The following is a 23,975-nucleotide window of genomic DNA, read 5'->3' on the forward strand; positions in this document are numbered from 1 at the left end:
CAATTATGAAACCAATCGGACAAATATTACGTTCAAAACGTGAGTCGTTAGGTATGACATTAATAGATTTAGAGAAAAAAGTGAAAATTCAAAAGAAATACATAGAAATGATTGAGAAAAATGAGTTTGATCGTTTGCCTAATCCTGACTATACACGAGGTTTTATAGAGAAATATGCAAAAGCAGTTAATTTAAATGCAGAAAATCTATTGAAAGAGCATCAAAATGAATTACCAACTAAAAAACTAAGTGCTAAAGAAGCAAGTAAACTCATTAAAAGTACACAAACAACACGAAGTACAGATCAAAGTGTGCAAAAATTACTTGCATGGCTGTTAGGGATTATTCTTATAATGTTTTTAATTTGGCTTATATTTTCACAGTTTATCTTCACAGATAAAAATAGTGAGTGGCAGGCAGAAGATATTAATAAGAGCCGTAATGTTAAAGTTGAAAAAAAGACGGAAGAAAAACCTGTCGCATCTAAAACAGAACAGTCATCAAATGAAAAACGAAAAGAAAAAGAAAATGCGAAAGTCGAAGCGTCGACTAAATTAACCTATAAAAACTTTGATGGTGCAAACCTAGCATATGAAGTAGAATCAACAGAACCTTTAAAACTTAAGATAGATTCTAAAATAGCAACATGGGTACAAATTTATGATGATAAAAAGAAAAATTATGCTTACAAAGAAACGAAGAGTGAAACATTCAAAATCGATGAAAAAGTTAAAACTATCACGTTAATATCAGGGAACTCAACTTCAATGGAAGTATATATTAACGATAAGAAAGTTTCTGTACCAAAAGAAGCAGATAATTTAATTACAAGAACATATTTCTTTAAAGTAATACAATAATTAATTGATTTAAACTAATAAGAAAAGGAAGTTAATAATGAATATACCAAATCAAATTACAGTTGCACGCGTATTGCTCATACCTGTATTTCTAGTGTTTTTACTAGCAGATTTTAATATGGGGAAAATGAGCTTTTTAGGTAGTGATACGATGCGTATTGAACAATTTATTGCAGCGTGTATTTTTATCTTTGCATCACTGACAGACTGGATTGACGGCTATTTAGCAAGAAAATGGCAGCTTGTAACAAATATGGGGAAATTTTTAGATCCTTTAGCTGACAAGCTACTCGTATCAAGTGGATTGATTGCTTTAGTAGAACTAGGATTAATTCCATCATGGATGGCTATTGTGATTATCGCAAGAGAATTTGCAGTTACCGGTTTACGTCTATTGCAAATCGAGCAGGGATTTGTTTCTGCTGCCGGCCAATTAGGAAAGATTAAGACTGCAGTAACGATGTTAGCAATGACATTATTATTGCTTAATGAGCCATTCAATCAGATGATTGGATTCAAGCTGGGTTATCCATTGATGTATATCGCTGTATTTTTCACTATATTGTCTGGTATTGAATATTTTTATCATGGCAGAAACGTCTTTAAAAATTCCAAATAATATTAAGGGCTAAGTATATCTTAGCTCTTTTTTTCTAAAATGTTACTTTATTCAAAAATAAATATGGATAATCACAGAAAATATAGTGTGTGTTCCCATTTTTAAAGAAAATATAAAAAAATACAAACATGCGTTCGCTTTTTGCTTGCTAAATTAATAAATAATCAGTATAGTATTATTTGTAGTGAGTAATGAGGTTACGATAAAAATATTTGAAATAGTGAAATATATGTAAGTGATATATGAGTAACATAAAACAACAAACAATGATTGTAATTATAGGAGGACTCGAACATATGAGTGAACGTCAACAAGCTTTAGATACAGTAATTAAGAATATGGAAAAATCTTTTGGTAAAGGTGCGGTAATGAAACTAGGAGAAAATGCTACACGTAATGTGTCAGCAGTTTCTTCAGGATCGATTACACTGGATAATGCTTTAGGTATAGGCGGATATCCTAAAGGACGTATAATTGAAATATATGGACCGGAGAGTTCTGGTAAAACTACAGTTGCTTTACATGCAATTGCTGAAGTACAGAAACAAGGTGGTATTGCAGCATTTATCGATGCAGAGCATGCACTTGATCCAGTTTATGCACAAAAATTAGGTGTAGATATTGATAATCTTTATTTATCACAACCTGATCACGGTGAACAAGGTTTAGAAATCGCAGAAGCATTTGTGCGTAGTGGTGCTGTCGATATTATCGTAGTCGATTCAGTAGCTGCATTAACGCCTAAAGCTGAGATTGAAGGGGAAATGGGAGATTCTCATATGGGTCTTCAGGCGCGTTTAATGTCTCAGGCATTACGTAAACTTTCAGGTGCAATTTCTAAATCAAATACGATTGCAATATTTATTAACCAGGTTCGTGAAAAGATCGGTGTTATGTTTGGTAACCCTGAGACAACACCTGGTGGTCGTGCGCTTAAATTCTACTCTTCAGTACGTTTAGAAGTACGTCGTGCAGAACAGTTAAAGCAAGGTCAGGATATTGTAGGTAATCGTACTAAGATTAAAGTTGTTAAAAATAAAGTAGCACCACCATTTAAAGTTGCAGAAGTGGATATTATGTATGGTCAAGGTATTTCTCGCGAAGGTGAAATGGTTGATTTAGGTGCAGAGTATGAAGTACTACAAAAATCTGGCGCATGGTATTCGTATGAAGGTGAACGTATCGGACAGGGACGTGAGAACATTAAAACATACTTACGTGAAAATCCGGAAGTTCGCGACGAAATTGATATGAAGATTCGTAAAGCGATGGGAATCGGTGAAGATAAAGATGCAGTTAAAACTGAAACACCGATTACACCACCAGCAGAAGATTTGTCTGATGATGAATTGGTATAATATTTCGAATCCGAATAATATGTTATGAAACAAAATAACATGTTATTCGGATTTTTGTAATATTTCAACAATTAATTAATTATACGTTAAATTATTTTCTACTTATCTTGACACGCTTAACTTATTAAACGTACAATTAATTTGTATATGAAATAAGTGGTATTTTATTTCTGTACTGAAGTCTTATGTATAACTAGATGAAAAAAAGCAAATGAGGAGGTGTTTATGTGGAACTATTAACCCTCTTATACATTTTGCTTGGAATAATTCTAGGTGTTGGTGTAGGGTATGTATTAGCAAAAAATAGCTTAACTAATCAGCAAAATCAAGCGCGTACAACTGCTGAACATATTATTAGTGAAGCAAACAAAGAAGCTGAAAGTCTTAAAAAGGAAAAATTACTTGAAGCAAAAGAAGAGAATCAAGTAAGAAGTGATCGTTTAGAAGCGGAGTATAAAGAACGTCGTTCAGACCTTGCAAGACAAGAAGCAAGACTACTTCAAAAAGAAGAAAACTTAGATCGTAAAAGTGAACTTTTAGATAAAAAGGATGAACTTTTAGAACAAAAAGAATCTAAAATTGAAGAAAAACAACAACATGTAGATGCGTTAGAGCAAAGTGTCCAAGACATTATAGTAAAACATGAACAAGAATTAACACGCATCTCCGGACTGACGCAAGAAGAAGCAAAACAGGAAATCATTGATCAAGTTGAAGATGAATTAACACATGACATTGCTGTTATGGTGAAAGAAAAAGAACAAGAAGCAAAAATGCAGGTTGATAAAAAAGCCAAAATGGTACTTGCAACTACAGTTCAACGTTTAGCAGCAGAACATACTTCAGAATCAACTGTATCAGTAATTAACCTTCCAAATGATGAAATGAAAGGTAGAATTATCGGTCGTGAAGGTCGAAATATTCGTACATTAGAAACGTTAACAGGTATTGATTTAATTATTGATGATACACCTGAAGCGGTCATTTTATCTGGATTCGACCCAATCAGACGTGAAATTGCTAAAACAGCATTAGAAGCTTTAGTTTCAGATGGAAGAATTCACCCTGGACGTATAGAAGAGATGGTTGAAAAAGCGCGTAAATCTGTTGACGAAATTATTCGTGAAGCAGGGGAAGCAGCGACTTTTGAACTTGGTATACATAATTTACATCCAGACTTAGTGAAGATTTTAGGACGCATGAAATTCCGTACGAGTTATGGGCAAAATGTGCTGAAACATTCTATTGAAGTAGCACATTTATCAGGAATGCTTGCAGCTGAACTTGGTGAAGATATTACTTTAGCAAAACGTGCAGGATTATTACATGATATCGGTAAAGCGATTGACCATGAAGTTGAAGGATCGCATGTTGAAATTGGTGTGGATTTAGCGAAGAAATATCGTGAACATCCTACAGTAATTAATGCGATTCACTCACATCATGGTGATATTGAACCGAATAGTGTTATCTCAGTACTTGTTGCAGCAGCTGATGCGTTAAGCGCAGCAAGACCTGGAGCAAGAAGAGAAACATTAGAGAATTATGTAAGACGTCTTGAACGATTGGAACAAATCTCTGAAAGTTATGATGGAGTTGAAAAATCATTTGCGATTCAAGCTGGACGCGAGATTAGAATTATCGTTTCGCCAGAAGACGTTGATGATTTAAAAGCACATCGTATTGCAAGAGATATTAAAAATCAGATTGAAGAAGAGTTACAATATCCTGGTCACATTAAAGTGACAGTCGTCAGAGAAATGCGTGCGATTGAATACGCGAAATAATTATAACAACATTAACAACGCTTAAAGCTATAAAGCTTTAAGCGTTGTTTTTTAATTTTTTGAAGGTAAATAGTATATATAATGGAAATATATTATAATTAAATTATTCTTATTCTAGAGAGGATGATGAATTTGATGGATACACATCATAAAGAGAAGATTAAACAAACAATATTACCACTATATGCATTGTTTTATGACGCATTACCAAATGATTTGGGAATAAGCATTCAAACGAATATCAATTTACCTGATATGTCTGATCACTTTGAATCATATTGCATTCATGAAGAATACACTGCTTTTTCCAGGATGAAGGAGACATCAATTAAAGCGCAAAAGAATGCTATGAAATCCATTAGCCATCCTCTGCAAGATTTACTTCAGTTATATGAGCAACCAGATATAAAGTCGATGTTACAACAAATTAAGGATATTGATAGCGTTCCAACAATACAAAGTAAAATGCAGCATAATAGTAATATCATCAATAAATATTTTTTTGATACAAACCAAAAGAGTGAAGTGATTGAAAATCATCATGAAAATTTAATAAATAAACAATTAAGTGAACTTAGTGAAAATAAAAAAGAGGTCTTCATTCATTTACCACCTATCAATAAAAGTAATATTGATATTTTAATTTCTATTTTCTGCGGGAAATATTCAGCTATTCAATTCGCCTTTGCAGGTGATAATATTATAGGTATACATATTCTATAAGGAGTGAAGCTATGGAAAAACGTGTAAAGATTTATTTATGTATAGCTGCAATATTAATTTTACTATCTTTATTACCGCTCCTTGAAGCTTACATGCTTCATTCAAATAGACAAACTGCAAACAACGAAAGGTTATTAACTGAACTAACGATTGATAAAAAGAATATTACCGAAGTGAATGCTGCTGATAATATTAATGTTGATATGATTAGTGTTGAACATATATTTACTGATGATAAAGGGAAAGAAATAGTTGCGCACAATATGGATGGATATCAAAAATTAATGAACAAAAGCGTTAGCTATTCTCGAACCTATCAGTTAGGAGATCAGACGATACAGTTTACTGAGAATATCAATAAAAAACGTGTGAGTGAAATTCTGATAAATAAGAAGAAAGTAAATATAAATATTAAAACGATTCAACAATTAAATAATCATTATGTGTATACTTCCTTAATCTTTGAAAAGAAAATAGCGACTGGTGAAACATTATTAATGTTAATGCAGCAAAATAAAGAAGATATTCGTTATATAGGTTTACAAAGTCATGATGACAATACAGTTGGTAAAACGACGCTTGAAGCGATTGATTTAGATGGTGTGTGGAATAATCGTATGAATTTGGTTGGTTTTAATACTTTACCGAAACAGCATCTGAGTTATTATATTTTTCATCTTTTTATATTTTATCCATTGCTCACATTGATTCTAGGACTATTTTTATGTTATATATGTTATTTGAGAGTGAAAACAACACGAGTGAAAGAATGAGGAAGCTATGAGAATATTATTTATTGGTGATGTTGTAGGAGCTATCGGTAGAGATATGCTAGCAGAATATTTACCACAACTGAAGAAAAAATATGGACCGAATATTACGATTGTTAATGGTGAAAATGCAGCACATGGTAGAGGGATTACAGAAAAAATCTATAAGCAAATGATGACTTTAGGTGTAGACTGCGTAACGCTCGGCAATCATACGTACGGCCAGCGTGACAGTTATGAATTATTAAATAGTGATGTAAAGATGATACGTCCCGCAAACTATCCGGATGATAATCCTGGAAAAGGAATGCAGATTATCAAATTTAATGACAAAAAGATTGCTGTCATCAATTTGCAGGGGCGTGCATTTATGCAGCAGATTGATTGTCCATTTAAAAAGTTTGATTTACTTTATGAAACTGCTAAAAAAGAAACGGATTATATCTTTGTTGATTTTCATGCTGAGACAACAAGTGAAAAAGGCGCTTTTGGATATTATGTGGATGGACGAGCAAGTGTTGTTGTAGGTACACATACACATATTCAGACAAGTGATAACCGAATGCTTGATAAAGGTACAGGGTTTATTACAGATGTTGGTATGACTGGTTATTATGATGGTATATTAGGCATTAATAAAGATGAAGTCATCCATCGCTTTTTAACATCGATGCCGGTTAAACACGTCGTCCCGGAAAAAGGAAGAGGCGTGCTGAGTGGCGTTTTTATAGAGCTTAAGACAGATGGGACAACGAAGAAGATAGAAAGAATATTAATTAATCAGGATAATCCATTGAAATAGGAGAGGGAAGAATGTTTAGTAAGAAAAATGAAAAACCATTTTTAAATAAAAGAGATCAAATCAGTTATACAGACAATGCACTTGATTTTTATAACTATGCTGAAGCAATGTTATTTGATAAAAATATTATACTCACATTCAAACAAATTACACCAGCGGGCACAGTTAAACAAAGAAAACTTGTTATGTCAGGAATTGTGGCAAAGGTCATTGCTGAAACTTTTATTGAGCCACTAAAAGATTACAAAAAATTTGAAGGTGAAATTGATAGATATCATGTAGATTTCTATAATACACATGATAACAACTCACAAACATTAGATGAGACATTATTATATATTCATGATTTTGAAATTGCTTTCAGTCAAATCGCATTCCTATTACAATTCGAACAGGATACTGCTTTTGAAGATGTATATTATGAAGCATTTATCGTTAATCCAGAACTTGCAGTTTATCTGAAAGAAATCCTGGATGATGTAGTGTATCAATTCGAAGGTAAATTTGGTGTAATTGAATTAGATTAATCGTATCGGCCATTCGACTGATTTTTTATTGAAGAACCACTTGTCTATGTTAAGACAAGTGGTTCTTTGTTATATTATAATAAGTGATTAAAGTAGGAGGGTATTTATGAAATCTCAAATTTCTTGGAAAGTCGGCGGACAGCAAGGTGAGGGTATTGAAAGTACTGGAGAGATGTTTTCAACTGCGCTGAATCGTTTGGGTTATTATTTATATGGATATAGACATTTCTCAAGTCGTATTAAAGGTGGACATACGAATAACAAAATTCGTGTCTCTACATCTAGAGTGCATTCAATCAGCGATGATTTAGATATATTAGTGGCATTTGATCAGGAAACAATTGATGTCAACTATCATGAAATGAATGAAACAGGCATTATTTTAGCAGATAGCAAGTTTGATCCGGAAAAGCCTGAAGATTATGAGGGTAAGTTCTTCCCAATCGCATTTACTGAAATTGCAAAAGAACTTGGTACAGCATTAATGAAGAACATGGTAGCAATTGGTGCGAGTGCAAGTCTAATTGGTGTAGACCTTAAACACTTTGAAATATTAGTTGATGATATTTTCGGTAAAAAGGGTGAAAAGATTTGTGCATTAAACAAACAGGCTTTACATGCAGGTTTTGATTTAATGGAACAGGAGGATATCCACACGTTTACATTAAATCCTTCAACTGAAGATGGCCATTTATTTATGATTGGTAATGACGCGATTTCATTAGGTGCAATAACTGGTGGAGCACGCTTTATGGCAGCTTATCCTATCACGCCTGCGAGTGAGATTATGGAGTACATGATTGATAAGTTACCTGATTTCGGTGGTACGGTTATTCAGACTGAAGATGAAATTGCAGCGGCTGTTATGGCTATCGGTGTAAACTATGGCGGCGTTAGAGCATTTACTGCTTCAGCGGGTCCGGGTTTATCTTTAATGATGGAAGCAATCGGATTAAGTGGGATGACAGAACAACCATTTGTAGTCATTAACACAATGCGTGGTGGTCCATCAACAGGTTTACCAACGAAACAAGAGCAATCAGACTTAATGCAGATGATTTACGGTACGCATGGTGATATTCCTAAAATTGTATTAGCACCGACAACAGCTGAAGATGCATTCTACTTAACAGCAGAAGCATTTAACTTAGCAGAACAATATCAGTGCCCAGTTATTTTATTAAGTGACTTACAACTTTCTATGGGGAAACATACAGTGCCTAATTTAGATTTTAATCGCATTAAAATTGATCGTGGGAACTTAATTACTGAAGTTGAGCCACGTGAAGATAAATCATACTTCAAACGATATGAAGTAACTGAAAGTGGTGTATCGCCTCGTGTGATTCCGGGTATTAAAAACGGTATTCACCACGTAACAGGAGTAGAGCACACGGAAGAAGGTAAACCTTCTGAAAGCCCGGTAAACCGTGCGAAACAAATGGAAAAACGTATGCGTAAAATCGAACAGTTAAAAATATCAGAACCTGTTGATTATAAAGAAAATCATGCAGAAGCTGATGTATTAGTAATTGGCTACCTATCAACGTATGGTGCAATTGATGAAGCAATTGAACGAATTGATGGTCAGGTAAACCACTTGCAAATTAAACAATTACACCCATTTCCTACAGAGGAAGTACAAGCTGCAATCAATAAGGCGAAGAAAGTTATTGTCGCTGAACATAACTATGCAGGACAATTATCAAGCATTATCAAGATGAATACGATGCATGAAGGTAAGATTACGAATTTCACTAAATATGATGGTACACCATTCTTACCGAAGGAAATAGAAGCAAAAATAAATGAAGTAATAGAAGTAAAGGAGCGCATCTAAATGGCAACGTTTAAAGATTTTAGAAATAGTGTGAAACCAAACTGGTGTCCAGGATGTGGTGACTTCTCAGTTCAAGCAGCAATTCAAAAAGCATGTGCAAACGTAGGTTTAGAACCTGAAGAATTAGCTGTAATTACAGGAATCGGATGTTCTGGTCGTTTATCAGGTTATATTAATTCATTCGGTGTTCACTCAATTCATGGCCGTGCATTACCGATGGCACAAGGTGTTAAAATGGCAAATCAGGAACTTACAGTTATCGCTTCAGGTGGAGATGGAGATGGATACGCTATTGGTATGGGACATACAATCCACTCAATACGTCGTAATATTGACTTAACATATGTCGTAATGGATAACCAGATTTATGGTTTAACAAAAGGTCAAACTTCACCAAGTTCAGCACATGGATTTGTTACTAAAACAACGCCACATGGTTCAATTGAGAAAAATGTATCTCCATTAGAACTTGCAATTACATCAGGTGCAACATTTGTAGCACAAAGTTTCTCAAGTGATATTAAAGAATTAACAGCAATTATTGAAGCGGCGATTAACCATAAAGGATTTGCATTCGTTAATGTATTCTCTCCATGTGTGACTTACAATAAAGTAAATACGTACGATTGGTTTAAAGAAAACTTAGTTTCTTTAAACGATATCGAAGGTTATGACAATAAAGACAAAATACAAGCATTAAACACTGTAGTAGAGCATAACGGATTAGTAACTGGAATCATTTATCAGGATACTGAAACGCCAAGCTATGCAGAACAATTAAATGGTTACTCAAAATCATTGGCGAAAGAACCAATTGAAATGGACCCATCTAAATTTGAAGCTTTAATGGCTGAATTTAAATAAAATAAAGAGACATAGTAATCTGATGATTGCTATGTCTTTTATTTATCTTTTTAAAAAAACTACCTCTAACAAGAAAATTAACGGAGAATAATCATAAAATTATTTCAGTTCAGTAGCGTACAAACTAAATCTTAAACATTTGATACTAGGTATTTCTTTGGTATACTTGTAAAGGAAAATAAAATAACTAAAAACACTAGGGGAGTCATTCTGAGAATGGACATTGGTCCTAAACCCTTATTCACCTGATCTAGGTAAAACTAGCGTAGGGAAGTGTCGCTTTTTGACACAACTTTACATGTAGGTTGTGTTTTTTATTTGGAGGAAAATAAGATGAAAAAAAGTATATTAGTAGGGATGAGTTGTGCAGTATTATTAGCTGCTTGTGGTAACGAAGAAAATAAAGATGCTAATAAAACTACAAGTAAGACGGACAGCAACAAAACTGAAAAAGTTACCATGATGTTAGACTGGACACCAAATACGAACCATACGGGTATTTATGTGGCAAAAGAAAAAGGCTACTTTAAGAAACATGGTCTGGATGTTGATATTAAAACGCCTGGTGATGTTACTGCTGATCAGATGATAGCTGCAAATAAGAAAGATGTTCAATTTGGTATTAGTGCGCAGGAGCAGGTTACACAGTCACGTTCAGAAGGTGTACCTATTAAATCAATCGGTGCAATCATTCAACATAACACAAGTGGTTTTATGAGTTTGAAAGATAAGAATATAAAATCACCAAAAGATTATGAAGGTAAAACATACGGTGGCTGGGGTGCGCCAATTGAGAAGGCATTTATTGAAACATTGATGAAAAAAGAAAATGCTGATGTCAACAAAACGAAGATTGTCAATATGGGGAATACTGATTTCTTCTCAGCTTCTAAGAAAAATATTGATTTCTCTTGGGTATATTACGGATGGACCGGTATTGAAGCAGAAACAAGAAATATTGACGTAAACATGCAATACTTAACAGATTACGATAAAAATCTAGATTATTATACACCGATCATTATTGCCAATGAAAAATATTTAAAATCAAATCCAAATACAGCTAAAGCATTTATGGCAGCTGTAAAAGAAGGATATGAATATGCGATTAAACACGAAAAAGAAAGTGCAGATATTTTAATTAAATCAGCACCGGAATTAAAGAAACAAAAAGATTTAGTCTATAAATCTCAAAGCTATTTATCACCGAAATATCAAGATGATGCAAAATCTTGGGGTATTCAGGATGAGAAAGTATGGGTCAATTATGCGAAGTATTTAAAAGATAATAAAATTATTAAAAATGATTTTGTTGCAAAAGATGCATTTACAAATGAATTTGTGGAGGGTAAATAATGGCGAATACAATAATGAGCATTCAAATTATTCCTAAAACACCAGAAGGTCAGGATGTAATACCATATGTCGATGCTGCGATAGAAGTGATAGAACAATCAGGTCTTAAATTTGTAGTATCCCCACTTGAGACAAGTATTGAAGGTGATATGCATGAACTGTTACCATTAATCGAACAGATGAACCATCGTATGCGTGCATTAGGCTGTGAATCAATTATTTCGCAGGTGAAATTCTATCATGGAGAATCAGTATCGATGGATGCATTGGTCGCGAAATATCGATGATTAAAGCTTTAAAATTCTCATTGTTTATGATTTGCTTGTTGCTTGTATGGGAAGGATTTGTATGGCTATTAAAAGTCGATCCCTATACACTACCTGCGCCAAGTGCTATTGCAAAGTCATTCGTGGTAGATTTTCCTGAATACTTTCCACATCTGTTACCGACGATACAACTTGTATTATTAGGTTTATTTTGTTCAATTATTTGTGGTGTTCTATTTGCGGTCATACTTAACTTAATACCAGTATTAAATGATTATATTTATCCGTTACTTATTATGAGTCAGAATATCCCTGTTATTGTTATCGCACCGTTACTTGTAATATGGTTTGGATTTGGACTATTACCGAAACTCATCGTGATTACTTTAATCTGTTTCTTTCCCATAACAGTGAGTTTGCTGGAAGGATTTCACGAGACAGATAAAGATTTAAAGAAATATATGCAAATGATGGGTGCTTCACGTATGGAACTATTTACAAAATTAGAATGGCCAAACAGTATGCCGTTTTTCTTTAATGGTTTAAAGATTGCCGGCACGTATTCAGTAATGGGTGCGATTATTTCTGAATGGCTTGGAAGTGACAAAGGTTTAGGTAAATTTATGATACTTGCACAACGTGCATTTCAAGTAGATCAGGTTTTTGTTGCGATTGTCTGGATCATTATATTCGCATTAATAATATATATTGTAATAGAAGCGATAAAACGTTTCGTATTGAGGTGGAATCATGAATAACTTAATAACGATACAAAATGTTTCACATCAATATGGAGACAAGCAAGTATTAGCTGGTATTAATCTTACAGTACTGCAGAATGAAATTATTGCAATTCTGGGACCGAGTGGGTCTGGGAAGTCAACGCTTATTAATATTATAGGTGGACTATTAGAACAAACATCTGGAGAAGTCTATATTAACGATAAGAAAGTGATGACTACCGGGCATGTTTCATTTATGCCTCAAACGAGTTCTTTAATGCCATGGCGTACTGTAGAAGATAATATTAAGCTTGCTACTGAAATTGGAAAAGAAAATAACCAAGATCAAAGTTTATCATTATTAGAGCGTGCGGGTTTTACTGGTATTAAAGATCAATATCCAGCCAGTTTATCTGGAGGTATGAAACAGCGTGTGTCTTTCTTACGTGCATTAAATACAAACCATCAAGTATTGTTACTCGATGAACCATTTTCTGCATTAGATGAAATTACACGTGTGGATATGCAGCAGTGGCTAAAGGGATTGATTAAAGAAACAGGTAAGACTGTACTTATGATTACACATAGCATTGAAGAAGCGATTTTAATGTCTGATCGTATTATAGTACTTAATGGTAAACCAGCAACGATAACTCAAATTTATGAAACTCAAGCAATTCAGAATGAATCGGAAAAACAAACATTGAAATTAAAATTGTTTGATCAATTAAGATAACAACGTAACAAAGCAAAAAGGAGAGACAATTGTCTCTCCTTTTTGTAATTCGCTAAAATTTACTTAATTACTTAAATATTTATTTACTAATATGATATTGTTCTGCGTTTGAACCGAGATCTGCAATGGTAAAGAATTCACGTTGATTTGCGTTTAATACATGCAGTTTAATTGCATCGTTTCTTATATATTGTTTAGTTAAATCAGGGTGTATCTGTGTATTAAAACTAAAAGTAATAGTACCATCAGTATTAATCTTACCATTATTATTAGTAGGTGTGATAAATGGCTGATCATTTGTATTCGTACCGATAACCGTATAAAGTGATTTCGGAAGTTCTAACCTATAGCTTAAAGATGGTTTCTCTTTTGATAGATACTTTGCCAGCTGTTCTGTAAATCGATACTTTACGATAAACTGAGTTTCATCTCCAGCTTGCTTTTGTGAAAGTGAGCGCACTTTGAAATTTAAAGGAAAATCTTTCATGCTTTTAAAGGGTGGTACAGATTTATTTTCTTGTTTCTGTGTAGTATTAACAGTTTTGTTTTCTTCTTTTTGATTATTATCGCATGCAGCGAGTATAACGATTAAACTGCATAAAAATAAAAGTAATTGCTTCATTCACTTAACTCCTTATTTGTTTCGTAAGTTCTTAATAACGCTTATAACTGCAGGTAGGATTGAAACTAAGATAATAAGAATAAGAACTATTTCAAAATTATTCTTTACAACTGGAATATTACCGAAGAAGTAACCACCAGCTAAACATATACCTACCCATGCAACAGCACCGATTATGTTATACAGAATAAAGTAGCTGTATTTCATAGAACTTGCACCGGCAACGAATGGTATAAATGTTCTGATAAATGGCATAAACCTTGCAATAACGATCGTCTTTCCGCCATACGTATTAAAGAAGTTTTCTGCTTTTAACATGTGATCCTGTTTGATTAATCTGCCGATTTTTGGATGATTCACGATACCGTATCCTACCCATTTACCGATATGGTAGTTTAGGGTATCACCAATAATCGCTGCGAGTGATAATAATATAAATAAAAACCAGATATTTAATGCGCCTTGCGGTGCTAATGCTCCTGCTGCAAATAACATTGAATCACCAGGCAAGAATGGCATGATGACTAATCCCGTTTCTACGAATACGATACCAAATAATATTGCATATGTAAGTGTGCCGTAATCTTTTACGATATTAACGAGATGTTCGTCGATATGTAAAATGAAATCCATTAATTGAGTAAGTATTGACATTTATTTAGCTCCAATTCATTTGTTTTTTCTAATCTATTATACGCTAGTCTATCTTACTTGCAAAAGAGTAAGTATATTTATTTTTAATTAATTTATTTAATGGCATAATATGAATAAGAAAGAGGGTGGGAATATGATATTAAAGTTTACGAAGCCATATTCAGGATATATCATCTTTGCTTTAATCCTGATGCTACTGGAACTGGCGGTAGAGTTAAGTTTGCCAGTTATCTTATCCCAGATTATCAATGAGGGGATATTAAAGAATGATTTGAATCAAACTTTCTTTTATTTAGGTCTTTTAGTTGTAATGAGTATTGCAGCATTTATTTGTGGTATCATTAATTCATTTGTGGCAAGTCATGTCTGTCATGGGTTTTCATATGACTTAAGAGAAGCTTTGTTTCAGCATATTCAAAAGTTTTCTTTAGCAACACTTGAGAAATTTAGTACATCGAGTATAATAACTCGTCTTACAAGTGATGTTATCGCATGTGAAATGGTGCTATTTATGAGTTTAAGAATTATGTTGCGCGCACCATTACTAGTGATTGGTAGTATTGTTATGAGTTTTATGATTGCACCGCATTTAGCGATTTACTTACTTATAGGAAGTCCGATTATCTTTATCTTTTTATACATATCAGCAAGAAGTGGCATGAAACTCTTTAGACGTGTTCAAAAAGAGCTGGATGGTGTCAATCGTACCATTCAACAGAATCTATCATCAGTAAGGATGATTCGTGCAAATTTAAGTGGTGCATATGAAACTTCAAAATTTGAAAGAACTTCAACATTACTAAAGAATGACACGGTTAAAGCACTTAAATTGATGGAACGAATTTTACCGTTTTTATTAATAGTTATGAATATTGCACTTTTAATAGTGATTTATATGGGTGCAAAAGATGTTACTCAAAATGTGCTAAATGTTGGTGCACTAGTCGCTGTAATCAATTATGCATTGCGTATGCAAGGCGGATTTTCAATGTTTGCTTTCATTATCATTGCTTTCTCACGTGCAAAAGCAAGTAGTGATCGTATGACTGAAGTCCTTGAAACACCTGTCGATGAAGATCTTTCAGAAACTAATATTCAGCCTCATGCAGGTGGAGCAAGTGTTGAGTTTATAGATGTAGACTTTAAATATCCTTTATCACATCGAAATGTGCTGGAGAATATTAATTTTAAAGTGAATGCCGGTGAAAAATTTGTCGTTATGGGGGCGACAGGGTCTGGTAAATCTGCAATGTTAAGTTTAATCCCTAGAATGTATGAACCAACAAAAGGTCAGATACTAATTGATGGTAAAGATATTAAAGAATATCAGGAAAGCTATTTAAGAGAAATGATTGGCTATGTTCCTCAGAAGAATACATTGTTTACAGGTACCGTATTCGACAATATTATATTTGGCAATCAACTGGCTAGTGAAAGTGAAGTGATGAGAGCTACTGAAATTGCACAAATTCACGATAATATCATGGATTTTGATCGGCAGTATAAAACAGGTGTCGGTCAGGAAGGTGTTAATTTATCTGGTGGCCAAAAACAACGTATCGCAATAGCTCGTGCAATTATTCGTGAGCCGAATATTTTAATACTTGATGATTCGACTTCTGCTTTAGATATACACACAGAATCAAAATTATTTAATACTTTACAGCAACTACCGATGACTCGTATAATCGTAAGTCAAAAAATTGAGACCGCAAAAACAGCTGATCATATTTTGCTACTTGATCAAGGTAAAGTAGTTGGCTTCGGAGACCATGCAACTTTACTGAAGACATCGGAGCTGTATCAACAAATTAATGATTCTCAGGAAAGAGGTGAGGTAGGTGCCTAAATCAATTCTGGGACATGAATTTATATTAAAGAAAGAAGATTTAAAAAAGAAAAAGCAAAAAACTGATCAACGAGGGAACACAATACCGAATGCAAAGAACTGGCAATATTCAATGAAGAAAATATGGCAGTTGATGGATGATGCACATTTTAAACTATTTATCGTAATTACGTGTGTGATTATTTCATCCTTATTAGGATTGCTTGGACCATATATGATTGGTAAGATTATTGATAATAAAATCATTCCAAAAAAGTTTGATGGTCTGACACAAGATTTGTGGATGCTACTTATCATATTTATATTATTATCTGTAACATCATATATTGCAGCCATTATCATGGTAACAATCGCGCAGGATACTGTATATAAACTAAGAATGCAATTATTTTCACATATGCAGAAGTTACCGATACCTTTCTTCGATAAACGACAACATGGTGAACTGATGAGCCGTATGACAAATGATATTGATACAATATCACAAGTATTAAATTCATCATTTATACAGTTTACATCATCTGTTGTCACAATCGTTGGAACAATTATCGTGATGCTTATGTTGTCACCATTACTTACATTACTGACGATGATTATTATACCGCTTATGTTTATTGCGATGCAGTGGATTACAAGACGAACTGGACCGCTCTATAAACGCAGACAAAAAGCAATTGGGGCAATGAATGGTTATATTGAAGAAATTATTTCAGGACAAGTTGTCGTAAAAGTATTCTCACAGGAACAAGAAGTCATTAGTGGATTTAGTGAAAAGAATAGAAACGTACGTGATAATAGTTTCTGGTCTGTGACGTATTCTGGTTTCATTCCGAAAGTGATGAACTTATTTAATAATATCTCATTTGCAATTGTTGCCGGTATCGGTGGTATATTAGCGTTAAAAGGATACGGTATAACAGTTGGAACGATCGTTATATTTGCAGAATATGCACGTCAATTCACGCGACCATTAAATGATTTAGCAAACCAGTTTAATACAGTGTTAAGTGCATTAAGTGGTGCTGAACGTGTATTTGAAATTATCGATACTGAAGAAGAAATAGATGTAGATAATGCTAATCGTAACCTTGAAATAAAAGGCGATATAAAACTAGAAAATGTAGTATTCAAATATAATGAAGAACAGACGAAACCAACAATTAACAATGTATCATTTGAAGTGAAAACTGGTGAATCTTTAGCGCTTGTCGGAGCAACTGGTGCAGGAAAAACGACGATTATTCAACTGCTTGCCAGATTTTATGAAATACAAGGTGGAACTATAAAGATTGATGACATCGATATTAAAGATATACCAAAGGCAACCCTTCGTAACCAGATGGCATATGTATTACAGGATCCATTTATATTTGATGGGACGATAAGAGAAAATATTAAATATAAAAATCAGGACATTAGTGATGAAGTGATGATTCAGGCTGCTAAAGATGCCAATGCATATGACTTTATTATGAGACTTGAACATGGATTTGATACAGAAATTACTTTTGAATCTACACATCTATCACAAGGTGAGAAACAACTTATCAATATATCGCGTGCACTCGTATTAAATCCTAAAATACTTTTGCTCGATGAAGCAACAAGTAATATTGATACTGTAACTGAGATGAAGTTACAAGAAGCAATTGAAAAACTTATGCACGGAAGAACAAGTATTATCATTGCGCACCGATTAAATACAGTGAAAAAAGCAGATAAGATTGTCGTATTAAATCAAGGGGAAGTCATAGAAGCAGGTAAACAAAGTGATTTAATCGCTTCACGAGGTGTGTACTATGACATGTTGAATTCAGGTGATGACCTTGAATTGTTGGAATAAAATAAAATGTGAAATTTAGAGCCGATAAACCATTGTTTATCGGTTCTTTTTCTATATAAAAATAGTTATGAAATATATATTATGAAAATAATAAAATTAATTTAAATTTACACTTTAAATCACTTTACAGAATCGTATATACTGTGTATATTGTATATATACAGTATAACAATAAAGAAGGTGACATATTGAACATTCATTTTGATCCAAAAAGTGAATTACCAATTTATGAACAATTAAAATCTGAAATTATTCGGCTTATTATGTCAAAGGAATTAAAAGAAGGAGAACCTTTAATGTCGATGCGCGCACTTGCAAAGATGCTGGGAATTAGTGTTATTACCACGAAGAGAGCGTACAAAGATTTAGAAGATTTAGGCTATCTATATACAATACCTGGTAAGGGAACATTTGTCTCAGAAGGAAATATCGCAATGATCGAAGAACAATCCAATAAAGAACTAGAAAAGATGATCGTTGGTGCGATACAACTTGCAAAGCAACTAAACATAGATAAAACAGATTTTATAGATTTAACGAAAGACTTATGGGAGGAATAAAGATGACAAAGCATGTAATCGAAATTTCTAATTTAAAGTTTAAACAGAATAAATTTGTACTAGATATACCAAGTCTTCATATACCAAAAGGATACATTACAGGTCTTATCGGTGAAAACGGTGCAGGTAAAACGACGCTTATCTATCAACTATTAAATCTTACTACACCAGATAGTGGAGAAATAAGGATATTTGATCAAACTTATTATGAAGATAGAGCAGGGATTCTTTCAGAAATAGGTATTGTATTCAGTGAAAATCACTTTCCTGAGTGGATGAATGCAAAGAAACTGGAATCGATCATGAAGATGTATTTTGAGCAATGGGACAGCAACGCATACTATAGCTATTTAGACCGCTTCGAAGTACCTGTTAAAACAAAGATTAAACATTTATCACAGGGGATGAAGGTGAAACTGAGTTTAGCAACTGCGCTCAGTCATCATGCTAAGTTGCTTATATTAGATGAACCCACATCAAATCTTGATCCAACGTTTAGAGTAGAATTATTAAAGATATTTCAGGATTTAATGCTGGATGAAGAAAGGACGATATTATTTTCTACACATATCACATCTGATCTGGAATCGATTGCGGATTATATTGCATATATTGAAAAAGGCAAGTTACTAATGATGGATGAAAAAGGTGTGATTTTAGAAGAATATAAAATTGTAAGAGGACCAGCATATCTATTAGACGATGAGATCAAATGGTTGTTGATCGGAACAGAATATTTTGAAGATAGCTTTACAGCATTAACAAAAGAAGCTCAGGCAATGGAAGAATTATTTGGTAGTGAAGTATCAATTCGAAAAGTAAATATCGACGAGCTTATGTACTTTAAAAAAAGGGAGCGCGTGCATCATGATCAATCAATTGAAGTTATCACTGCTTATTAATCGTTATAAATGGATTTATTCCATAGTAGAATGTGAGAAAGGAGATTATATATGTATAAAGAATTAAAATTTTTGAATAGTTTACTTCCATTTCATAATAGATTTATTTTAGCATCTACAGTCATAACAATAAGTTTGATCATACTGAATTTTTTTGTTCCTAGTGACGGTTTTGCTCAATTTGCATTAACGATAACCTTTGTATATTGGATAACCTACTATAGTGGATTTCAACTTGTAATAAGCAAGTACAAATTAGCTGAATTTTTATATGTACTACCAAAGCATATTGATGATTGGATTCGAAGAGATATATTTATCGTAATTCTTTCAAATCTTGGGGCATATATTTTATGGTCATTTTTTCTTGTGGGAACTGATCGAATTTTTATGATGATTCCATTGTTATACATGATTAGTATCTCAATATTCTCATCTATATTAATCATTACCCAAAAATATTTAAATACAAGATTTAATGAAAAACTTATGTTTATCTTGAACATGGGTACATTGATATTTTTTCTAGTCGGTTATATGCCTATTCAAAATTTATATGATAGAGGAATGATTAATGAAGATGTATTTTACTTTACATGGTTACCTTTTGTTATTTTAGCGCTATTAACTTTATTCGTTCTCTGGATAAATAGATATTTAAGAAAATACGCTCGCTCAAAACACATGCTTTGGAGTGATTAATATGAAAAAGACATTATTAACTGATTTAAAGTTATTAAGATATTTCCCTTTAATTATGCTTGGTTTATCTGCATTAACTTTAGTTCTAAAGATTATTGTACGTAACGATTCATTTGCTAAATTAGATCAAAATACTTTAACTTTTAATATTTCTGATACAGTATTTATATTTCTTATTGCCTGTGTATTTTATATACTTACACAGAAATATGATAATTTGAGAAAATATAAGTTAACAGCATGGTACGATACTTTACCAGTTTCTATAAAGGATATACAATTTTCAAATTTTATACTGGTGATTGTGCCTCATATATTGTTATTCATTTTTGCCTGTTTATATTATGCGATTAATGATGATTTCTTTAAATTTCACGGTATTTTGATGATGTTCGGTATAAGTCTTATCATGAATGGACTCATGCTAATATTTGGAATCAAAAATTCACTATCTTATGTAATACTTGCGAGTATCGGTGGTGCATTTCTAATATTCGCATTCGGCTTCCATTACTTATTAGTAATGAATGATTTCAATATGCATCTAAATCTGAGTGATAATAAGTACTGGCACTTTTATTTATATCAAATGCCATATATCGTAACTGCTATCGGAATTATTATTTGCATCACTTCATTATTTATCGTTAGAAAACGTTAAGACACTTCAATCAAGAAGTGTCTTTTCTAGTGACAAAAATGAATGATTGTACTAAAAAAAGCTAGAATTTCTTTTTTAACTGAAGAAAAGATCAATAATATTTGCAGTACTGTTACCTCTATCTTTATAGAACTCTGTATAACCACAATTGTTACATGAGATAGCAACAAAGTTATTATGTTCAATGTCAAATATTTTTGATAAACCAGAACCTGCCATCGACACATTCTTAACTGTAGTTTCTTTCGTTCCGCATTTTACGCACCCATCAGCTCTTTCCAAACTACTCACTCCTTTAATTTATGATACTTCTTATTATATGCTATATATTTCCATTTTTAAAATAATAACTGTAAAGTAAAAATACTTTGAAAAAGCGACTTTAAAAAGTTATACTATATGAATGATTAAGTTGAAAATGGGGTTATTATGAAATGAATGAAGAAAGCAGATTAGATGCTTCTCAAGTGCGTGGTAAGAACGCACCAGAGAAAGATTACAGTAAATATTTCGAAAAAGTTTACCAGCCGCCAAGTTTGAAAGATGCAAAAAAACGTGGTAAAGAAACTGTCGAGCATCATGCATTTACAATTGATGATAAATATAAAGGATTAGGACGTGGTCGAAAATTCTTTATCCGCACTTATGGTTGTCAAATGAATGAACATGATACAGAAGTAATGGCAGGTATATTTGAAGCGTTAGAATATACAGCTACAAACGATGTGAATGAAGCAGATGTTATTTTATTGAACACTTGTGCGATTCGTGAAAATGCCGAGAACAAAGTATTTGGTGAAATCGGTAATTTAAAACATATTAAACTTGCCAAGCCTGAAGTATTAATTGGTGTTTGTGGATGTATGTCTCAGGAAGAATCAGTTGTCAATAAAATAATGAAATCTTATCAAAATGTAGATATGATCTTCGGTACGCATAATATTCACCGCTTACCAGCCATTTTAGATGAAGCATACATGTCTAAAGCAATGGTCGTTGAAGTTTGGTCTAAAGAAGGGGATGTTATTGAGAACCTTCCAAAGGTCCGTATGGGTGAGACGAAAGCCTGGGTTAATATTATGTACGGTTGTGATAAATTCTGTACGTACTGTATCGTACCATTCACACGAGGTAAAGAGCGTAGCCGTCTTCCAGAAGAGATTATTGCTGAAGTAAGAGATTTAGCACGTCGTGGTTATAAAGAGATTTGTTTACTTGGTCAGAATGTTAATGCGTATGGAAAAGATATTGAAGGATTAAATTACGGTTTAGGTGATTTAATGGCTGATATCCAGAAGATTGATATTCCGCGTGTAAGGTTTATGACGAGTCATCCGTGGGACTTTGATGATCGTTTAATTGAAGTATTAGCACAAGGTGGCAATATTGTCCCACACATCCATCTACCAGTTCAAAGTGGTAATAATGAAGTGCTGAAAATTATGGGTCGTAAATATACGCGTGAAAGTTATTTAGCGTTAGTTGATAAAATTAAAACTGCCATTCCTGATGTTGCATTAACAACTGATATTATTGTCGGTTATCCAAATGAGACTGAAGAACAGTTTTTAGATACGATAGACTTATATGAACGCGTCGGTTTTGAACATGCATACACTTACCTTTATTCACCACGTGAAGGTACGCCAGCTGCAAAAATGAAAGACAACGTGTCAACTGAAGATAAGAAAGATCGTTTAAGACGCTTAAATAAAGTAGTTGAACATCATACTGAAAGTGCATTAAAGCAATATCAGGATCAGGAAGTTATTGTCTTATGTGAAGGACCTTCGAAGAAGAATGAAGCTATTCTTGCTGGCTACACGGATAAAAGTAAGTTAGTGAACTTCCCTGGACCAAGCGAAGCGATTGGTAAGTTAGTTAAAGTTAGAATTACTGAAACGATGCGTTATTCATTAAACGGAGAATTAGTAGAAATTTTAGAACCAGTTGGGGTGGAAAATTAATGTATACAAATGATGATATATTAGCAAAAGCAAAAGAATTAGGTAAGATGATGGCAGAAACAGAAGCGGTTGAATTTTTTAAACGCGCAGAATCTCAAATTCATGAAAATCAAAATGTACGTGAAAAAATGGCTTCATTAAAATCTTTACAAAAACAAGCGGTTAACTTCCAGAACTATGGTAAAGAAAAAGCTTTAGGTATGGTAGAAGAGAAGATTGCAAATGTTGAGGCTGAACTTGATGAAATGCCGATTGTAGATCAATTTAAAGAGGCACAAGGTGAAGTAAATGCATTACTTCAAATGGTTTCTCATGCAATTAGTCAAACTGTAACGGATGAAATCATTGTTTCAACGGGTGGCGATTTATTATCAGGTGAAACGGGTGCAGCTACAGCCAATAGCACACCTGGTAAATGTAGTTAATTTTATAAAATGTAAATAATGTCGGTTCATTTGAATCGGCATTATTTTATTAATGGAGGGAAATATGAATAATACGCGTAAACTCACTTTAACAAGTATTCTTATCGCGATGAATATTGTCTTAAGTCAAATTATTTCTATTCCGATTGGTCCGATCAAAGCATTTCCGATGCAGCATTTTATCAATGTTTTGTGTGCTGTTTTTGTGGGTCCGTGGTACGGACTTGCACAAGCTTTAATCAGTTCGGTTTTAAGAAATATATTTGGTACAGGTTCATTTTTTGCATTTCCAGGCAGTATGATAGGAGTGTTAATAGCGGGTATCATGTACAATAAGTTTAGAAAAATTGGATTTGCCTCTCTTGGTGAGTGGATTGGTACAGGTATTATCGGAAGCATCTGTACAATTCCGATGATGTTTGTAATGAATATTGATTTGAATAGTTTTATGCCAATCTTTTATGCATTTTTAATCAATAGTTTTATTGGTAGTATGATTGCATATTTTTTATTGAAATTATTAGATAGAAGAAATTTAATAAATAAAAGGAATGGTTAAA

26 protein-coding genes and 1 riboswitch are annotated in these 23,975 nt (G+C 33.2%); of the genes, 23 read left to right on the top strand and 3 right to left on the bottom strand.

Going from position 1 to position 23,975, the window contains the following annotated elements; genetic code table 11:
* Window positions 1-5: 5 nt before the first annotated feature.
* The 14 genes from HT586_RS05970 (at window position 6) to HT586_RS06035 (ending at window position 13,230) form a co-directional block, all read left to right on the top strand.
* Window positions 6-860: a helix-turn-helix domain-containing protein gene (locus HT586_RS05970; protein ID WP_188018506.1), complete on the top strand. Its 855-nt coding sequence runs from the start codon at window positions 6-8 to the stop codon at window positions 858-860.
* Between the two features lie 37 nt (window positions 861-897).
* Window positions 898-1,479, top strand: coding sequence for a CDP-diacylglycerol--glycerol-3-phosphate 3-phosphatidyltransferase (gene pgsA / locus HT586_RS05975; protein ID WP_096076666.1), 582 nt, complete (start codon window positions 898-900; stop codon window positions 1,477-1,479).
* A 296-nt stretch (window positions 1,480-1,775) separates the two neighbouring features.
* Entirely contained in the window at window positions 1,776-2,837 is a 1,062-nt protein-coding gene (recA, locus tag HT586_RS05980; RefSeq protein WP_133354083.1) for a recombinase RecA, read from the top strand.
* A gap of 227 nt (window positions 2,838-3,064) precedes the next feature.
* Window positions 3,065-4,624 (top strand): ribonuclease Y, encoded by a 1,560-nt coding sequence (gene rny / locus HT586_RS05985; RefSeq protein WP_096076664.1) that lies wholly within the window; start codon window positions 3,065-3,067, stop codon window positions 4,622-4,624.
* Window positions 4,625-4,759: 135 nt separating this feature from the next.
* Entirely contained in the window at window positions 4,760-5,347 is a 588-nt protein-coding gene (locus HT586_RS05990) for a hypothetical protein (protein ID WP_203546502.1), read from the top strand.
* An 11-nt stretch (window positions 5,348-5,358) separates the two neighbouring features.
* Window positions 5,359-6,120 (top strand): hypothetical protein, encoded by a 762-nt coding sequence (locus HT586_RS05995; RefSeq protein WP_203546503.1) that lies wholly within the window; start codon window positions 5,359-5,361, stop codon window positions 6,118-6,120.
* A gap of 7 nt (window positions 6,121-6,127) precedes the next feature.
* A complete protein-coding gene (locus HT586_RS06000; RefSeq protein ID WP_203546504.1) occupies window positions 6,128-6,919 on the top strand; it encodes a TIGR00282 family metallophosphoesterase in 792 nt (263 codons plus the stop codon).
* 11 nt (window positions 6,920-6,930) lie between these two features.
* Window positions 6,931-7,446, top strand: coding sequence for a hypothetical protein (locus HT586_RS06005; protein ID WP_203546505.1), 516 nt, complete (start codon window positions 6,931-6,933; stop codon window positions 7,444-7,446).
* A gap of 106 nt (window positions 7,447-7,552) precedes the next feature.
* Complete coding sequence (locus HT586_RS06010; RefSeq protein ID WP_133354084.1) at window positions 7,553-9,286, top strand: 2-oxoacid:acceptor oxidoreductase subunit alpha; 1,734 nt, start codon at window positions 7,553-7,555, stop codon at window positions 9,284-9,286.
* Window positions 9,287-10,150: a 2-oxoacid:ferredoxin oxidoreductase subunit beta gene (locus HT586_RS06015; protein ID WP_096076658.1), complete on the top strand. Its 864-nt coding sequence runs from the start codon at window positions 9,287-9,289 to the stop codon at window positions 10,148-10,150. It abuts the gene before it with no gap.
* Between the two features lie 188 nt (window positions 10,151-10,338).
* Window positions 10,339-10,439: riboswitch (TPP riboswitch) on the top strand.
* A 44-nt stretch (window positions 10,440-10,483) separates the two neighbouring features.
* Window positions 10,484-11,506, top strand: a complete 1,023-nt coding sequence (locus HT586_RS06020) for an ABC transporter substrate-binding protein (protein WP_203546506.1) — start codon at window positions 10,484-10,486, stop codon at window positions 11,504-11,506.
* The gene (locus HT586_RS06025) at window positions 11,506-11,793 is read left to right on the top strand and encodes a thiamine-binding protein (RefSeq protein ID WP_096076656.1); all 288 of its coding nucleotides are present in this window, start codon (window positions 11,506-11,508) and stop codon (window positions 11,791-11,793) included. The genes HT586_RS06020 and HT586_RS06025 overlap by 1 nt, the downstream gene beginning before the upstream one ends.
* Window positions 11,790-12,530: an ABC transporter permease gene (locus HT586_RS06030; RefSeq protein WP_111746128.1), complete on the top strand. Its 741-nt coding sequence runs from the start codon at window positions 11,790-11,792 to the stop codon at window positions 12,528-12,530. The genes HT586_RS06025 and HT586_RS06030 overlap by 4 nt, the downstream gene beginning before the upstream one ends.
* Window positions 12,523-13,230, top strand: a complete 708-nt coding sequence (locus tag HT586_RS06035; RefSeq protein WP_096076654.1) for an ABC transporter ATP-binding protein — start codon at window positions 12,523-12,525, stop codon at window positions 13,228-13,230. The genes HT586_RS06030 and HT586_RS06035 overlap by 8 nt, the downstream gene beginning before the upstream one ends.
* A 79-nt stretch (window positions 13,231-13,309) precedes the next feature.
* On the opposite strand, the gene HT586_RS06040 is transcribed toward HT586_RS06035, so the two are convergent.
* Together HT586_RS06040 and HT586_RS06045 are read right to left on the bottom strand one after the other, a co-directional pair.
* Window positions 13,310-13,852, bottom strand: coding sequence for a hypothetical protein (locus HT586_RS06040; RefSeq protein ID WP_203546507.1), 543 nt, complete (start codon window positions 13,850-13,852; stop codon window positions 13,310-13,312).
* 12 nt (window positions 13,853-13,864) lie between these two features.
* Window positions 13,865-14,506: a VTT domain-containing protein gene (locus tag HT586_RS06045; protein WP_096076652.1), complete on the bottom strand. Its 642-nt coding sequence runs from the start codon at window positions 14,504-14,506 to the stop codon at window positions 13,865-13,867.
* Window positions 14,507-14,639: 133 nt separating this feature from the next.
* Between HT586_RS06045 and HT586_RS06050 the strand changes: the two genes are divergently transcribed.
* From HT586_RS06050 to HT586_RS06075, 6 genes are all read left to right on the top strand, one after another.
* Window positions 14,640-16,355: an ABC transporter ATP-binding protein gene (locus HT586_RS06050; RefSeq protein ID WP_203546508.1), complete on the top strand. Its 1,716-nt coding sequence runs from the start codon at window positions 14,640-14,642 to the stop codon at window positions 16,353-16,355.
* Window positions 16,348-18,198 carry an ABC transporter ATP-binding protein gene (locus HT586_RS06055; protein WP_203545392.1) on the top strand — a complete coding sequence of 617 codons (1,851 nt, stop codon included), beginning with the start codon at window positions 16,348-16,350 and terminating at the stop codon, window positions 18,196-18,198. Before HT586_RS06050 ends, HT586_RS06055 begins: the two co-directional genes overlap by 8 nt.
* Window positions 18,199-18,386: 188 nt before the next feature.
* On the top strand, window positions 18,387-18,758 hold the full coding sequence (locus HT586_RS06060) for a GntR family transcriptional regulator (protein WP_232508232.1): 372 nt from the start codon (window positions 18,387-18,389) through the stop codon (window positions 18,756-18,758).
* A 2-nt stretch (window positions 18,759-18,760) separates the two neighbouring features.
* Window positions 18,761-19,660, top strand: coding sequence for an ABC transporter ATP-binding protein (locus HT586_RS06065; protein WP_203545393.1), 900 nt, complete (start codon window positions 18,761-18,763; stop codon window positions 19,658-19,660).
* A 51-nt stretch (window positions 19,661-19,711) separates the two neighbouring features.
* A complete protein-coding gene (locus HT586_RS06070) occupies window positions 19,712-20,362 on the top strand; it encodes a hypothetical protein (protein ID WP_203545394.1) in 651 nt (216 codons plus the stop codon).
* Window position 20,363: 1 nt separating this feature from the next.
* On the top strand, window positions 20,364-21,023 hold the full coding sequence (locus HT586_RS06075; RefSeq protein ID WP_203545395.1) for a hypothetical protein: 660 nt from the start codon (window positions 20,364-20,366) through the stop codon (window positions 21,021-21,023).
* A gap of 75 nt (window positions 21,024-21,098) precedes the next feature.
* On the opposite strand, the gene HT586_RS06080 is transcribed toward HT586_RS06075, so the two are convergent.
* Complete coding sequence (locus HT586_RS06080) at window positions 21,099-21,305, bottom strand: zinc ribbon domain-containing protein (RefSeq protein WP_096076646.1); 207 nt, start codon at window positions 21,303-21,305, stop codon at window positions 21,099-21,101.
* 152 nt (window positions 21,306-21,457) lie between these two features.
* Between HT586_RS06080 and miaB the strand changes: the two genes are divergently transcribed.
* From miaB to thiW, 3 genes are all read left to right on the top strand, one after another.
* Window positions 21,458-22,990, top strand: coding sequence for a tRNA (N6-isopentenyl adenosine(37)-C2)-methylthiotransferase MiaB (miaB, locus tag HT586_RS06085; protein ID WP_203545396.1), 1,533 nt, complete (start codon window positions 21,458-21,460; stop codon window positions 22,988-22,990).
* Window positions 22,990-23,415, top strand: a complete 426-nt coding sequence (locus HT586_RS06090) for a YlbF/YmcA family competence regulator (protein WP_203545397.1) — start codon at window positions 22,990-22,992, stop codon at window positions 23,413-23,415. The genes miaB and HT586_RS06090 overlap by 1 nt, the downstream gene beginning before the upstream one ends.
* 64 nt (window positions 23,416-23,479) lie before the next feature.
* A complete protein-coding gene (gene thiW, locus HT586_RS06095) occupies window positions 23,480-23,974 on the top strand; it encodes an energy coupling factor transporter S component ThiW (protein ID WP_111746142.1) in 495 nt (164 codons plus the stop codon).
* Window position 23,975: the final 1 nt, after the last annotated feature.

This window comes from Macrococcoides bohemicum, from assembly GCF_016865215.1.
Lineage (GTDB): Bacteria > Bacillota > Bacilli > Staphylococcales > Staphylococcaceae > Macrococcoides > Macrococcoides bohemicum.